The organism is Shewanella hafniensis, assembly GCF_019655335.1.
In the GTDB taxonomy this organism is placed as follows: Bacteria; Pseudomonadota; Gammaproteobacteria; order Enterobacterales; family Shewanellaceae; genus Shewanella; species Shewanella hafniensis.
Genome location: NZ_BPFD01000094.1, coordinates 1 through 14919 on the forward strand (window position 1 = coordinate 1; position 14919 = coordinate 14919).

Consider the following 14919-nt stretch of genomic DNA (forward strand, 5'->3'; position numbering starts at 1 on the left):
TTACATTAGCATCTGATTGTATACCGGATCTGACGGCCGTATTTTCATTCAAAAAAATCGTGATATTGATTCATAAACCACACATTATTTAAGCGTTAAGTTATCTAGCCTAATTACCAAAAAAGCATTAGCATTTGAACACTTATCGCCTGAGTCCCTTATCCATGAAAGCTATTCAAGCAAAAGATCCTAAAGCACTCTTGCTGTGGATGACCTTTGTTATGTCGCTCGTGTTTGCCGTTTGGCAGGCATTGCTCAACAACTTCGTGATTGAGAAAGCCCAATTCACTGGTGCTGAAATCGGCATGTTACAAAGCCTGCGCGAAATCCCCGGCTTCTTGGCTTTTACGGCAATTTTTGTGCTTTTACTCATTCGAGAACAAGCCTTCGCCCTGCTTTCTCTGGCCTTGTTATGCATTGGCGTTGCTGTGACAGGTTTCTTTCCTCAAGTCATAGGCCTGTATCTGACGACGGTATTGATGTCTGTTGGATTTCACTATTTTGAAACCATTAACCAATCACTGACGCTGCAGTGGGTCGATAAAAAAGATACTGCGGGTTTTATGGGTAAAGCACTGGCGTGGCGCTCGGCCGCGGCCTTAGTGGGCTACGCCAGTATTTGGCTGGTGATGACCTGGTTGAAACTAGACTATCAACACATGTATCTGATTATTGGTGCGTTAGGTCTAGTCATGGTGCTAACTATGGCTTGGTATTATCCAAAATTTGAGACCACGGAAGTCCAACATAAGAAAATTATTCTGCGTAAGCGCTATTGGCTCTATTACCTGCTGACCTTTTTCTCAGGTGCGAGACGGCAAATCTTTATGGTGTTTGCGGGCTTTATGATGGTCGAAAAATTTGGATATAGCGTGAGTGAAATTACCGCGCTGTTCTTAATTAACTATGTCGTCAACCTACTGTTTGCGCCTGCGATTGGGCGATTCATTGGTCGGATTGGCGAGCGTAATGCGCTGACAGTGGAATACATTGGACTCATCATAGTCTTCATCAGTTACGCCTTAGTCGAGCAAGCACATATGGCGGCAGCGCTGTATGTTATCGATCATTTGTTGTTTGCGATGGCGATTGCGATGAAAACCTATTTTCAAAAAATCGCCGACAGCAAAGATATCGCCGCCACTATGTCGGTCAGTTTTACTATCAATCACATAGCCGCAGTGATTATTCCTGTGCTTTTGGGCTTATTATGGTTAACCGATCCCGCCTTGGTATTTTACATAGGCGCAGGCTTTGCCGTATGTTCGTTAATGCTGGCGCTCAATGTACCGCGCCACCCTGAAGCGGGTAATGAAACCTTATGGTCTTGGAGAAGCAAAAAAGCTAAATCCATCGCTAAAGCGGTCGAATAAAGCGGCATAATAACGAGCCAAGGAATCAGCTTAGCTCAATGTTGAGTCTAGCACTGAACGCTTAAGTGATCGCCATCTAAGCTAGGCACACAAGCGAGCTATTCAAACAAGATGTTCAAGTTAAATGCTCAAGCTAGGCAAACAAGTTAGACAAATAAAGGTGGGGGGCTATGCCCTCACCTAACCCCAATGTAGGCTCAAGGATTAACGCGATGAAGGATTCAGATATTTTACTGTTGGCAGAAGATGGCGAGTCAACATCCGAGGCATCTGCTCGCAAAAAAGCCCTGCTGCTCGGCCGTCAATTAGGTTTAGCCAGTGAGCAAGAATATCGCCCCGCGAATGCTTCCATCGCCGAACGCGCCCAACATAGAGCCCGCAAGTTATCGAGCCAGTATCAAGCTAATGTGGAAACCATTTTTGCCTTAGCCCTCAGTTATACCCACTCAGATGTCACAGGGGTCGATCTTGATCCCGACTGGAGCCATCAATTCTTTTTAATGGCGGAGCAAATCCATAACCGTAGAATGCAAGACTTGTGGGCACGAATATTATCGAGCGAGATAGTCAATCCCGGTAACTTCAGTCTGCGTACTTTAGCGCTACTTAAGCAATTGACCCACAGGGAAGCACAAATTCTTGAAAAGGCCCTTGGCATGGCGGCTAAGGTCAATAGCGAACAGCGTCTAAAACTCATCAGTGGCTACCGCTTGTCGGGTGGGATTGGCCAATATTTCCGTAAAACAACCTCAGTCAATTTAGGTTTATCCCAGTTTGGCCTACCCTACTCCAGCATTCTGACCTTAGTCGATGCTGGGATACTGCACAGCAGCGAGTTCGAAACTGGTTTACTCAACAATAAAACCCCCATTCAATTTGCCCTACAAGGCATACAGATGAAGCTTACGCCCAAGAGCGGTAATCTGCTTTTTAGTTATTATCGCTTAACACCGATTGGTGATGAACTCGCCCAACTCGTGCAACCTAAACCGGATCAAGAATACCTCAAGGCACTGCAACTCTTGTTCGCTAAGGATTTTAAAATAGAATAATTACCCGCCATAAAAATAAATTATAAATCAATAGCATAACCAGTAAAACCCAGAAATAACAAAGGAGCCTAAAGGCTCCTTTAAAGTGAGATAAGGGCTAAATGTTAAGCTAGCGCTTTAGCCTTATCGGCATTGATAACATTGATTGCCGTTAGATAATCGATTAAGGCGCGCACTTGAGTCGCTAAATCGCCTTTGCTGGTATCTATGGTCAATTCTGCCGCTAATGGCGCTTCATAGGGTGATGAAATACCCGTGAAATTACTGATTTCACCACTGCGTGCTTTCACATATAACCCCTTAGGATCACGCTGCTCGCACACACTTAATGGCGTCGACACGTGCACTTCAATGAACTGACTGGCAGGGAAACGGGCACGAATGCTATCGCGCTCCTCACGGGTCGGGGAGATAAAGGCCGATAACACCACAAGCCCCGCATCCACCATCAATTTAGCCACTTCGCCGACACGGCGCAGGTTTTCGTCACGGTCTTCAACCGTAAACCCTAAGTCTTTACACAGGCCATGACGCACATTGTCGCCATCGAGCAAATAAGTGTGGAATCCCGCCTCAAATAACGCCCGCTCTAATGCACCCGCCAATGTCGACTTGCCCGCGCCAGAAAGTCCGGTAAACCAAAGTAGCACTGGGTTTTGACCTTTCTGCTCGGCTCTCGCGGCTTGGTCTACAGGATGTTGATGCCACACGATATTTGTCATAAAAACTCCTCAATCCCCATGTTGACTAACCACTAACATAAGGGCAATAAACTCAAGCTAATCACTAAAATGGAAAGATGATCGGCACCATAAATATCACTATCAGGGAATACAGCACAGATAACGGCAATCCAAGGCGGACAAAGTCACTGAAGCGATAATTACCCGCATTAAATACCATCAAATTGGTCTGATAGCCGTAGGGTGAAATAAAGCTCGCGCTGGCACCAAAGACAACGGCCATAATAAAGGGCCTTGCATCGACACCGTAATTAAGCGCAATCGCGTAAGCGATAGGGAACGCCAGCGCCGCCGCTGCGTTATTGGTCACCAGTTCAGTCAGCAATAAGGTCATCAAATACACGCCGACAAAAGCGCCAAATACCCCATAACCGTTAATAACTGAGAGTAATCCTTGGGCTAAACTGTTCGCAAGGCCTGTACTCATCATCAAGTTGGCAAGCCCTAATGCACTCCCCACGATCACCACTAGTTCCAATGGAAAACGGCGTTTAAGCTCAGCTAAAGTAACTGCGCCGATGGCAAAATAACTCAGCAGTAGCAGCACTAAACCCTTAGCCAAGGGCAATACATCGGTGACACTCAAAACGATAGTGACCGCAAAGCCGAGCAATACCCAACGACCACGGCGACTGTCTAAGCGCACATTCAAATCTAAGCCGCTGATCGCCGCAAACTCTGAACTTAATTTTGCGCTATTGCTAAAACCATCGCCGGGCGTCAATAACAACACATCGCCGGGTTGCAAAATAATGTCACCGAGCCCGCCTTTTAGCGGATGATTGCCGCGGCGAATCGCCATCACGGCCGCATCGAACTGCTCACGAAAACGCGATGCTTTCAACGTACTGCCGACTAAACTGGATGAGGGTGCGAGCACAGCTTCAACTAAATTTTGTCCCTTGGCTTGATGCTTACCAAACCAATCTAAACCATCGAATTGATGCAATAACTCAACCGATTCCACCGCGCCACTAAAACGCAGTACGTCGTCCGCTTGCAGCACTAACTGGGGCGGCACTGGGCAAATACAAATGCCGCTACGCTCTAACTCAACCAGATATAACTTTTTCAGTGCCCTGAGTTTGTTATCGACCACACTGCGGCCGACTAAGGACGAGCCCTTTGCCACATGAGCTTCAAGCAAATAAGGCAGCGCCTCTTCATCCGATTCTTCCCGTCTGTCGGGCAGAATGTTCGCCAGTAGGATCAGCAATAACATACCTGCGATAACGATCACCACGGCGACCGGCGTGAACTCGAAGAACCCTAAGGCGGGTAAGCCGGCGTTCTCCACAAAGGAGTTCACAATCAGGTTGGTCGAGGTGCCAATCAGAGTCAATGTGCCACCTAAAATTGCCGCATAATTCAACGGTAATAATAACTTAGCAGGTGCGTGCGCTTGATTGCGACGCACAACCCCAATAAGCGACGCCACCACAGCCGTGTTATTGGTAAAGGACGACAGCAAGGCAGTAGATAACCCGAGTTTTGCCATTGTCATAGGCAAAGAACTATTGCCTATGACTTGGCTCAACTTTCCCAGTAGGGAGGTTTTTTCTAATGCCGTCGCGGCCAACACCAACAGGACAAGTGTGACTAAGCCAATATTGGTAAAGCTTGTTAATGCGGTATCGAGCGCAACCATGCCAAGCAAATAACAGAGCAAAAATGCAAATAAAAACAATACCGCAGGATTAATACGGCCGCTAATTAAGCCAGCCACAAGCCCTAACAAAATAATCGCTAACAGCCACAAGTCACTCACAAATTAAGCTCCAAGCTTAGAAATATCTATCGCTTGCCAATGGGGGAAGTGTTTACGCACTAAAGCATTAAACTCGACTTCAAAAGCACTAAATTGCGATGCGGTTTGCTTGTTAACGTGTTGACCTGACACCACCATTACAGCGGCAACTGTCGCATTGCTCAGGCGATCAATTAAGATCATTCCGCCCGTATCGCGCACTAACGAATAAGCATCAAACACTATGTCTTCGGTTAGTTCTAAGGTCACACGCGCAATCGCGTTTAACCCAAGTGTATCCGCCGCACTACGCGCTAAGGTATTAACATCAACCACATAATCGATAGCAGTCACAGAGGCTTGTGTCTTCTTACCAGCCACTTTGATATCGTATAGCTGGCCGAGTTGTAATGGCTTTTCGTCCATCCACACTAGGTCGGCGCTGATCAGGTTAGCAACGGCTGGCGCTGAGTCGGGTTTGGCCAGTAAATCGCCGCGGGAAATATCAATTTCATCTTCCAGCGTGATAGTCACAGCTTGGCCAGCAACCGCTTCTTGAATGTCGCCATCGAAGGTAACAATGCGTTCAACCTTGCTGCGTTTGCCCGATGGCAAAGCGATTAATTCGTCGCCGACATTGATAATGCCAGAGGCTAAAGTACCCGCAAAACCGCGGAAATCTAAGTTAGGACGCGACACATATTGCACCGGGAAACGCACGGGCAATGCGCTGAGTTCACGTTGCGTATCAATGGTTTCTAACAGCTCAAGCAGAGTACCGCCTTGATACCAGTCGCTTTGGGTGCTGCGCTCAACCACGTTGTCACCATTAAGCGCCGATAAGGGCACAAAGTGGATATCGAGGTTACCGAAATCTTTAACGAAATCCGTAAAATCGGCGCGAATACGGTTGAATACTTGCTCGTCAAACCCAAGTAAATCCATCTTGTTTACGGCAACCACAAAGTGACGAATACCCAGTAATGACGCGATAAACGCATGGCGCTTAGTCTGAGTCTGCACGCCATAGCGAGCATCGACTAAGATCACCGCCAAATCACAGGTCGATGCACCCGTTGCCATGTTGCGCGTGTACTGCTCATGGCCTGGGGTATCGGCGATGATGAACTTACGCTTATCACTTGAAAAGTAACGGTAAGCCACATCGATAGTGATGCCCTGCTCGCGCTCGGCTTGCAGGCCATCCACCAACAAAGCTAAGTCAATCGCTTCACCTGTGGTGCCCATCTTAGCGCTGTCGCTCTTTAGACTCGCCAATTGATCTTCATAGATCTGGGCGCTGTCGTGTAACAGACGGCCGATTAAGGTACTCTTGCCGTCATCCACACTGCCACAGGTTAAAAAGCGCAGTAAGCCTTTGTTCTGCTGCTGAGCTAGATATTCTTTCACACCATGGAGGGTAATTTCTGCCGCCATGCGATTGGTTTTATTGACCGCTTTGTCCATCTTGTTCTCACTCTTGATCTGCTTGGCTACAGGTCGCGCTTTACCAACGCACCTTCGCGAAATAGGGTTAACCTTGCCGAGATTAGAAGTAGCCTTGACGCTTCTTCTGCTCCATCGAGGCACTTTGATCTGAGTCGATCAATCGGCCCTGACGTTCGCTTGAACGGGTTAACAGCATTTCTTCAATAATCTTCTCTAGGCTGTCGGCCTCAGAATGCATGGCGGCCGTAAGTGGGTAACAACCTAAGGTTCTAAAACGCACCACTTCTTCTTTAAACTGCTCGCCCTCGGCTAACTTCATCCGCTCGTCATCGGCCATGATTAACTGACCGCCGCGCTCAACCACTTGACGTTTAGCCGCAAAATACAAAGGCACTAACTCAATGTTTTCTTGATAGATATATTGCCAAATATCCAGCTCAGTCCAGTTAGATAACGGGAATACGCGAATACTTTCGCCCTTGTTCACTGCGCCATTATAGGTGCGCCACAGTTCTGGACGTTGATTTTTAGGGTCCCATCTGTGGTGACGGTCGCGGAACGAATACACCCGCTCTTTGGCGCGAGATTTCTCTTCATCGCGGCGAGCCCCACCGAAAGCCGCATCGAAACCGTATTGGTTAAGTGCTTGCTTTAAACCTTGGGTTTTCATGATGTCAGTGTGTTTCGCACTGCCATGGTCGAAGGGGTTAATCCCCTGCGCCACCCCTTCTGGGTTAATGTGCGTCAGTAACTCGAAGCCAAATTTCTTTGCCTGCGCATCACGGAATGCGATCATCTCTTTGAATTTCCAACCCGTGTCGACATGCAGCAACGGAAACGGGATCTTGCCCGGATAAAAGGCTTTTCGCGCTAAGTGCAACATAACGGAAGAATCTTTCCCGATGGAATACAACATCACAGGATTATCGAATTCGGCTGCAACTTCACGAATGATCTGGATGCTCTCGGCTTCCAGTTGTTGTAAGTGGCTTAATTCACGCCCGGCCATACTATTCTCCGTTTACCTTAAATTCGCTGCATTACCACAGCATGGGTTAGCTTAATTTTCTTAAAATTTTTAACTGCTTAGTATCTTTAACTGCTTGCGGCTTAGCTTATCGACGCGGTGACACGCTAACCGATTGAGTGTGCTCATCACTGGCTTGATTCGATTCAATCGCTTCAGGGTTGAACCAGTGCAAGGTGTCACTCAGCGCAACCACTTCACCTATGATCATCAAAGCTGGCATTTGTAATTCAGGATCGGCGGCAAGCTGTTCAAGCTCACCTAAACGGCCGATAAAACGACGTTGCTCTTTAGTGGTTGCCTTTGACACTATCGCCACGGGTGTTTCAGGGCTTCGGCCCGCATCGACTAAACCTTGGCGAATAATGCCAGCGTTTAGAATTCCCATATACACGACTAAGGTATTGTTAGGATTAGCATAACCTTGCCAATCCATTGGGCGACTCTCTAACTGACAATGGCCAGTGATAAAAGTCACGCCTTGGGCATGGTCTCTGTGGGTTAGGGGAATTCCCGCATAGGCAGATGTGCCGCTGGCGGCAGTAATACCGGGGACGACTTCAAACTCAACCCCCGCTTCGACTAAGGTTTGCAACTCTTCGCCACCGCGACCAAAAATAAAAGGATCGCCGCCCTTAAGACGCACCACATTTTTACGGGTGTAGGCTTTAGTCACGAGTAACTGATTAATCTCGTCCTGTGCGGCGCTATGCTTACCCGCACGTTTACCTACGGCAATCTTTTCAGCGTCTTTGGGAATAAGATCGAGGATATCTTGACTGACTAAAGCGTCGTATAGCACAGCATCTGCGGTTTTCAGGATACGCCATGCCTTTAACGTCAATAACTCAACGTCACCAGGACCTGCACCCACCAGCCAGACTTTGCCTTTGGCCGCTTGGCCCGGTAAAGATAAAATTTCCATCAACATCCCCAAGATCACTTTAGTCTGTAGAAATATAGCGCGTCTTATATTCCATAATAAATAGATAATTATTAGTTTTTATATCATTTAGATATAAAAGAAATCACTGATATCAATTTAAAGTGGAAAAATATTAAGTTTCAAAATCAAAAGCATCTTAACTCAATAATAAGCAATTGAATTTAAATCATTTAATAAGAATACAGCAGTTATCTACAACGATTATCTCTCGGCTAAGAATGTGATTCTGGCACTATGTTATTGCCAAAAATTCTACCAAAATCGGCCTCAACAAAACGAAAACCTCGCTAGCAAGGCAAGCTGTCACCCAATAGTGCAGAATTTTTCCATAACCATAAATTCACTTTCTAATGTTAAGCTGGGCATAACTATCTTTGTTGAGTACGACTGACAAATACACAAATAAGCACATCAAGGAGGGCCGATGAAACGACTTTATTCAGGTATTGCAATGGCTGGGCTATTAGCTTGTACGAGTATAAATGCCGAAGAATCATTAGTAGAAGGAAGGGTCAAAGATGAACTTGCCACGGCAGAACTGCCCTTTGTGATTACGCCACATAAAGTGAACTACCTTTTACCTGCGACCTATAACCCAGATCCCAACATGGCACCGTTCGCTGAAGATGCCATCCTCAATCCCTACACCTTGGATGAGTTCGAGGCTAAGTTTCAAATCAGTTTTAAATTCCCTATTTGGTACAATGTCTTTGGTGATAATGGTCATTTATTCTTTGCCTATACCAATCAATCCTATTGGCAGGTTTATAACAAAGACACCTCATCTCCGTTCCGTGAAACCAATCACGAGCCTGAAGTCTTTATGCTGTTTAATAACGATTGGAAAATAGGCAGTGTGACCAATTCCTTTTGGGGCGTTGGTGCAGTGCATCAATCAAATGGTAAATCAGGACCACTTTCTCGCAGCTGGAATCGACTTTATGCCACTATGATTTTTGATGCCGGTCCACTCGCCTTCTCAACCAAAGTCTGGTGGCGGATTCCTGAGGATGAAAAAACCGATCCGCATCAAGCTCGCGGTGACGATAATCCCAACATTGATGACTACATAGGAAGAGCTGAGTTTATTGGTGTCTATGGTATCGATGAACATAGATTCACCTTAACCCTTAGAACAAACCTAGAAGATATCGACAGAGGTTCGGCAGAAGTAACCTGGAGTTATCCTATCGTCGGCAACTTACGCCTTTATACTCAATATTTTAATGGTTATGGCGAGAGCTTAATCGATTACAACTATCACAACCAACGTATTGGTATCGGGATTTCGCTCAACGATATTCTGTAGCAAATATAAAAGTGACAGAGTACAAAAATCAGCCATAATTTGCTGCTAATCTACAAAACCTGCTGCTAAATTGCTCAGATGGACCTGAGTTTATGGCCGAGCGGGACGATTTACATTGATCCGAATGGCATTTAAGCCGATAGTCGCACACCTTTTTGTGCCCTGAAGCTACGCCTTAACATCATGGAGGAATATGAGTTTTAGCTACCGCAGCATAGTCGTGCTACTCAGTGTCATTATTTTCGCGAGCTTACTTAAGCTCGCGTTTTTCGCTGTGCCAAAAGATAACACTGCACCTATGCTTAATGCGCAAGAGGTACGCCAAGATCTCTATGCCTTATTGGATCAAATCGAGCAACACTCGGCGTTTTATGCGTTAACGCCCGACAAAGCCAGTCCGCAACTCAAATATATGGCGAGCCTGATTGTCGAGCAGTACCAAGACATCACTCCCAATGACCGCTTTGCCGCTGAAATCACTAAACTACTCAATAGCCTCAAAGATCCCGGCGCTCAAGTACACGACTTCAACGATCAAAGCGGCGAACTCCCGTTAACCTTACGACCACTTAACGACCAGTGGTTAGCCTTAGATAGCAGTAATAGTCCAATCAACAACGACTTTCCCTTTGTGACTCATATCGACGGTTTACCTATGAGTAAATGGGTAGCTGCCAGCCAAGCCTATTTACCTGAACCTGCAAAACAGAGCCAAGAAATGCAGTTACCTTGGCTGAAAAAACTTAACCTATTACGTGAAGATTTAGGGCTCAGCATCAAGCCCTATGTGCTCGTTACGCTGATTAATGATGATCTGCAAACCCAGCAGGTGACTCTCGCCCTGCCAAGCCGCGAACCGCAGACTCAATTAGTGGAAAATAATCAAGAAGATCAGACACAAGATATGAGTGTTTTTGAATTCATTAATCAGTTATCTCAGTTTGAGCGCACCGAATTTCAAGACACTCCAAATCAATTAGAAACAGTTAACAATACTACGGTCAAACTGAAGATCAGCGATCTGTACGCCTTTGAATTGGATAGAGATCTACAGCAAGAACTGCTAAAGGGCATGACACATCCATTACTCATTATCGATTTACGTCATGCCAGTGGTTTTAGCCCAAAGCTATTAACCCTGTTATCGCGATATCAAGATACTGATTTAAATAACACTTTAGCGCCAAACGTGATGGGATTTGCACACTATCGCCGCTCACCAGAACTGAGAAATGACTATCTACAACCACTCAACTTTAAGCCTTTAGCTGCGCTCGAATACAGTGCGCAACGACTAAAATCCCTCACCCGCAACTTACCCCCAGTCGATGAAGATAAATTCAGCCCTTGGTACGTTCGCACTAAACCTGCGGTGACTCCTGAAGGGCGAAATCGTTTAGCACTGCTCGTGAGTCCCAAATGCCGCCAAGAATGTGAGTGGATTGCCTATCGCACTAAATCTTGGTCTAGGGCGAATTTGATTGGTGAAAAAACCTCGGGCGATTTTGCTCGTCAGTACCATTTCAAACTGCCAAACAGTGGGTTAGACATAAGATTCAGTAGTTCGTTAACCTATGATGCACAGGGAAAACTCTTGTCAGGTGCTGGGACTGAGCCCGATATTTGGCTCCCGCAAAACAGCGATATTCAATGGCAAGGATTAGTGAGTTTAGTGCGTTCCGCTAAGCCAAAAACTCAGCTCATTCAAACATCACAACCCACTAAGCTAGCTCAAGCTAAGCTGAATTAAAGCCAAAAAAGAGCCAGCAATCTGCTGGCTCATTTCAAACATTGATTCGTTAACTGATATCAGTCAGCTAAAGAATGGATTCTAAAATTATTTCTTTTCAGTCGCTTTAGAATTGGCGACTGAGCCTATAACCAACCCTTGCTTATTCACATCGAAGCTCATTTGAACTCGCATGTTGTAATCTTTAAGCATTTTCATTTCTTCAGGAATTGGCTCGCCGCTCATTTCTAACAACGTCAGCATTGGAGTGAACATCTTGCCGTAATCGGCAGATAAGCTATACATGCCATTCGCAGACAGTTTCTCGCCCGCTAATTTGTTCGCCAAAGCCAAACCTTTGTCACCACTATACACCACTAAATGCTGACCTTTAATCGCGAGCATAGGCTTAACACCTAACTCAGGAGGCAACATCAATAGTGGTGATAAATCAGTGGCATCGCCGTTATCAGCTAATTGCACTTCGGCCAACATAGGTGCAAAAGGCTTCACCATATTGAACAACATAGATGGGTTTTCGGCGCTGAGGCTAACTAACGCATCTAAGCTTTCTAACTTAGGCTCTTGGTCTTGAGTGCTCATTTTAAAGTCGAGCAATGAAACGCTCATGCCTTTCACACCGTTCGCCATGCCCGTGAACATGCCTAGCATAGCTGGGCTCTGTTGGCTCAACTCTGCTTGCAACTCTGCCAGTGGCGCACAGGTCAATTGCGGCTTTTGCAGATCATCCCAAATAGCCGTTAATGAAGGTGCAACTTCGTTGACATCTAAGCCTATGCCCATAGAGAAAATAGTGCTGTCGATATCCGCCAGATGTGCAGGAATAAAGCCACGCATCTTTTGCATGGCCGCAAGAATCGGTTGATTCTTAGTTTCAACCACAAATGAGGCCGCCATATGGCTTTCTTTTTCTGTCACAGAAAACGCGGTTAAACCCGCAACCGTGCGCGGCCAATTAGCAGCAATGGCGGTTAATTCGGTGCGACATTCAGGTGTTCTAATTTGCGCTAATGGATCTTCACCGACGCTTTCATTAGCAAAAAACTTCGTCAATTGCTTAGATAACATATTGCTATCGGCTGAGGTCAACGCCTTCACAATTTCCACATGGTTGATAAAGCTGATGCTGTCATCTTTAAAACCATGGGTCTTAATAATATCGTCCAATATTCCAGAAGCGGCTAATGACTGCGGCGCCTTCTTAATACCGAATGCCATTTCTAATAATTCAGGCTCGGTAATAGAAGTGCTGAAAGTAATCGTTAATATGCCATCTTTTTGGGCAAATAACAGGTCAGCTTTTTCAGTTGAAGCTTCATCCGATAATGCATAAGCGCGATAATCAACATCACCCACTTTACGCATTTCGTGGGTCACGCCACTGTCTTTTTCGGCTTTATCTAATGCAGCCCAAAATGCATCCGCTTGATTGACGTCAATCTTGAATACAGGCAAAGCACCTAGAGTATAGAAATATGGTTTAATTTCATCAGGAAAACCAAAGGTTTTCAACAGCAAGGCTGGATCTTTAATGCCATCCATATACTGCTGATAAATGCTGACGAAGAACTTACCCATAGGGCTATCCAGCTCACCAAATTCGGCAAGCGCGTTACTTGGATATTGCTGATAATTTCCAGAAATAGACTGTAAATACGCTTTCAACGGGAAGGGTTTTAGCTGACCCGAAAATATCGGCGTATCAGCAGGCACATAGTCGAGCAAAGGATTTGCAGAGGCACTAGAGCCAGCACCATTCTGCGTATACCAATAACCACCCGCACCAGCTGCAATAATTGCCGCGGCAATCACAATCTTTTTCATTTAAGAAACTCCATTTAATGACCATTCAATTTTATGAAATCAATACCTAAAGTAATCCCTAGGTATTTGAATATTTATCCGCTCTTACATATCCCTTACGCAGATAATGCAAAATCAGAAAACTAAGGTATAAATTTTGCCCGATAATTTAACATTAAAGCGATACAGAAGCGAACAGGATAGGGAATCAAACCGTTAAAACGCATCAGCGTTAACCTTAATTCAACAGGTTTCCAATCTTATTTCAATTCAGTAATAAAAGATCTTTAAGTCGTCGACGATTAAACAAAGTGCCCAATGACTCATAAATGCATCTGGGCCAAACTCACACGCCAGACCTTCATCCCGCTTCGTGGACTTTTTTAAGCGTGACGTCACCTAACTGGCGCATCTGTTTGCGGATCCACGCGGAACGCTGCTGCACATAGGACGACGGAGGTGACACTTTATAACGCCAAGGATTCGGTAAGATAGCTGCAAGTAATGAAGCTTCATATTGGGTCAGTTTTGCCGCAGACTTGCCAAAATAATGCTTTGATGCCGCTTCGGCGCCGTAAATACCTGGGCCAAATTCGACGATATTTAAATACACTTCAAGAATGCGCGACTTATCCCAAGTCAGTTCCATCATTAAGGTAAACCAAGCTTCTAATCCCTTACGAAAAAAACTGCGGCTAGACCACATAAACAAATTTTTCGCCGCCTGCTGACTTAAGGTACTGGCACCGCGAACTTTAGTGCCTTTCTGATTGTATTTCAGCGCCGAGCTTATCGCGGCTAAATCAAATCCCGTATGCTCGGCAAAACGTTGATCTTCAGCGGCGATCACCGCCAATTGTAACTCAGGAGAAATGTGCGCTAAATCGCGCCACTGATGCATGACTTCCCCCATAGGTGCAGGTGGAAATAAGGCGCGCTCAATCCGCCAGGTCCACATGGGTGGATTAACGAATCTGAGTAGAATAACCAATAAGATTGAGCAAATGAATGCCCATACTAATCCCTTGAATAGCCAAGACAATAAACGACGAAAGCCACGCTTACGTCTCTGAGGAACAGGGCTATTCGACTTATTGGTACTAGGACGCCTGACATGATCTCGCATCGCATATAAAGGGGCCGTCATTTACACCATCTCATCCGCGCACTCTCGTTTCTGATATCCAGTTAAGCTAATCCATTAGGCATTCTTTACAACAACCAAGGCTTATTAGAAAACCGTTTAAAGCGTTAAGGGAGTTGCGGGCCGATCATGCTACGACAATGGAGGAAATACCAAGGATATCTTACTCGATAATCAAAGATAGGCAGAGAAATAACCACAATAACAAATCACTATTGAATATGGCGAGGGCTTAACTTGACTTGACCTCGGCAGCTTTGACGACAGCTGACCGAGGTTGCAATGGCTGATTAACGAGGGCTAGCAAGTCAATCAAACAGCTTGTTACTCGCAGCTGCGAGTCAGGTTTTCAACGCTTTCACTGCATCCAGTCGAATGATATCAATACACAGCAAACTCAGCCCATAAATACTGATATACAACCACTTAACCTCGAAAAAGACACAAGTCATGTCTATTTCACAGTAAAACCCCTCAAAACCATCTACGGGAACTTCAAAATATAGCTCAGGCTCAACCAATGTGCATAACCCTGTGAGTAAAAATGTACAACATTTTTACTCTTGAAAAAAGCCA

The 14919-nt window shown here is 45.6% G+C and carries 11 protein-coding genes; 4 read left to right on the forward strand and 7 right to left on the reverse strand.

Features of this window, described 5'->3' with window-relative positions; translation table 11 throughout:
* Positions 1-164 precede the first annotated feature (164 nt).
* Both K5Q99_RS19275 and K5Q99_RS19280 read left to right on the forward strand, forming a co-directional pair.
* On the forward strand, positions 165-1373 hold the full coding sequence (locus K5Q99_RS19275; protein WP_220777828.1) for an MFS transporter: 1209 nt from the start codon (positions 165-167) through the stop codon (positions 1371-1373).
* 212 nt (positions 1374-1585) lie between these two features.
* On the forward strand, positions 1586-2425 hold the full coding sequence (locus K5Q99_RS19280) for a TIGR03899 family protein (protein ID WP_220777829.1): 840 nt from the start codon (positions 1586-1588) through the stop codon (positions 2423-2425).
* A gap of 104 nt (positions 2426-2529) precedes the next feature.
* Here K5Q99_RS19280 and cysC read toward each other — a convergent pair whose 3' ends face one another.
* From cysC to cobA, 5 genes are all read right to left on the reverse strand, one after another.
* A complete protein-coding gene (cysC, locus tag K5Q99_RS19285; protein ID WP_006082881.1) occupies positions 2530-3147 on the reverse strand; it encodes an adenylyl-sulfate kinase in 618 nt (205 codons plus the stop codon).
* Positions 3148-3211: 64 nt separating this feature from the next.
* Entirely contained in the window at positions 3212-4936 is a 1725-nt protein-coding gene (locus tag K5Q99_RS19290; RefSeq protein ID WP_220777830.1) for an SLC13 family permease, read from the reverse strand.
* Between the two features lie 3 nt (positions 4937-4939).
* Positions 4940-6382 carry a sulfate adenylyltransferase subunit CysN gene (gene cysN, locus K5Q99_RS19295; RefSeq protein ID WP_220777831.1) on the reverse strand — a complete coding sequence of 481 codons (1443 nt, stop codon included), beginning with the start codon at positions 6380-6382 and terminating at the stop codon, positions 4940-4942.
* A gap of 82 nt (positions 6383-6464) precedes the next feature.
* Positions 6465-7373 carry a sulfate adenylyltransferase subunit CysD gene (gene cysD, locus K5Q99_RS19300; RefSeq protein ID WP_220777832.1) on the reverse strand — a complete coding sequence of 303 codons (909 nt, stop codon included), beginning with the start codon at positions 7371-7373 and terminating at the stop codon, positions 6465-6467.
* Positions 7374-7479: 106 nt separating this feature from the next.
* The gene (cobA, locus tag K5Q99_RS19305; RefSeq protein ID WP_220777833.1) at positions 7480-8316 is read right to left on the reverse strand and encodes a uroporphyrinogen-III C-methyltransferase; all 837 of its coding nucleotides are present in this window, start codon (positions 8314-8316) and stop codon (positions 7480-7482) included.
* Between the two features lie 445 nt (positions 8317-8761).
* Between cobA and K5Q99_RS19310 the strand changes: the two genes are divergently transcribed.
* Both K5Q99_RS19310 and K5Q99_RS19315 read left to right on the forward strand, forming a co-directional pair.
* Positions 8762-9646 (forward strand): phospholipase A, encoded by an 885-nt coding sequence (locus K5Q99_RS19310; protein WP_106649605.1) that lies wholly within the window; start codon positions 8762-8764, stop codon positions 9644-9646.
* 193 nt (positions 9647-9839) lie between these two features.
* The gene (locus K5Q99_RS19315) at positions 9840-11396 is read left to right on the forward strand and encodes a S41 family peptidase (RefSeq protein ID WP_220777834.1); all 1557 of its coding nucleotides are present in this window, start codon (positions 9840-9842) and stop codon (positions 11394-11396) included.
* Positions 11397-11483: 87 nt separating this feature from the next.
* Here K5Q99_RS19315 and K5Q99_RS19320 read toward each other — a convergent pair whose 3' ends face one another.
* On the reverse strand, positions 11484-13220 hold the full coding sequence (locus K5Q99_RS19320; RefSeq protein ID WP_220777835.1) for a hypothetical protein: 1737 nt from the start codon (positions 13218-13220) through the stop codon (positions 11484-11486).
* A 340-nt stretch (positions 13221-13560) separates the two neighbouring features.
* Entirely contained in the window at positions 13561-14346 is a 786-nt protein-coding gene (mtgA, locus tag K5Q99_RS19325) for a monofunctional biosynthetic peptidoglycan transglycosylase (RefSeq protein ID WP_220777836.1), read from the reverse strand.
* Positions 14347-14919: the final 573 nt, after the last annotated feature.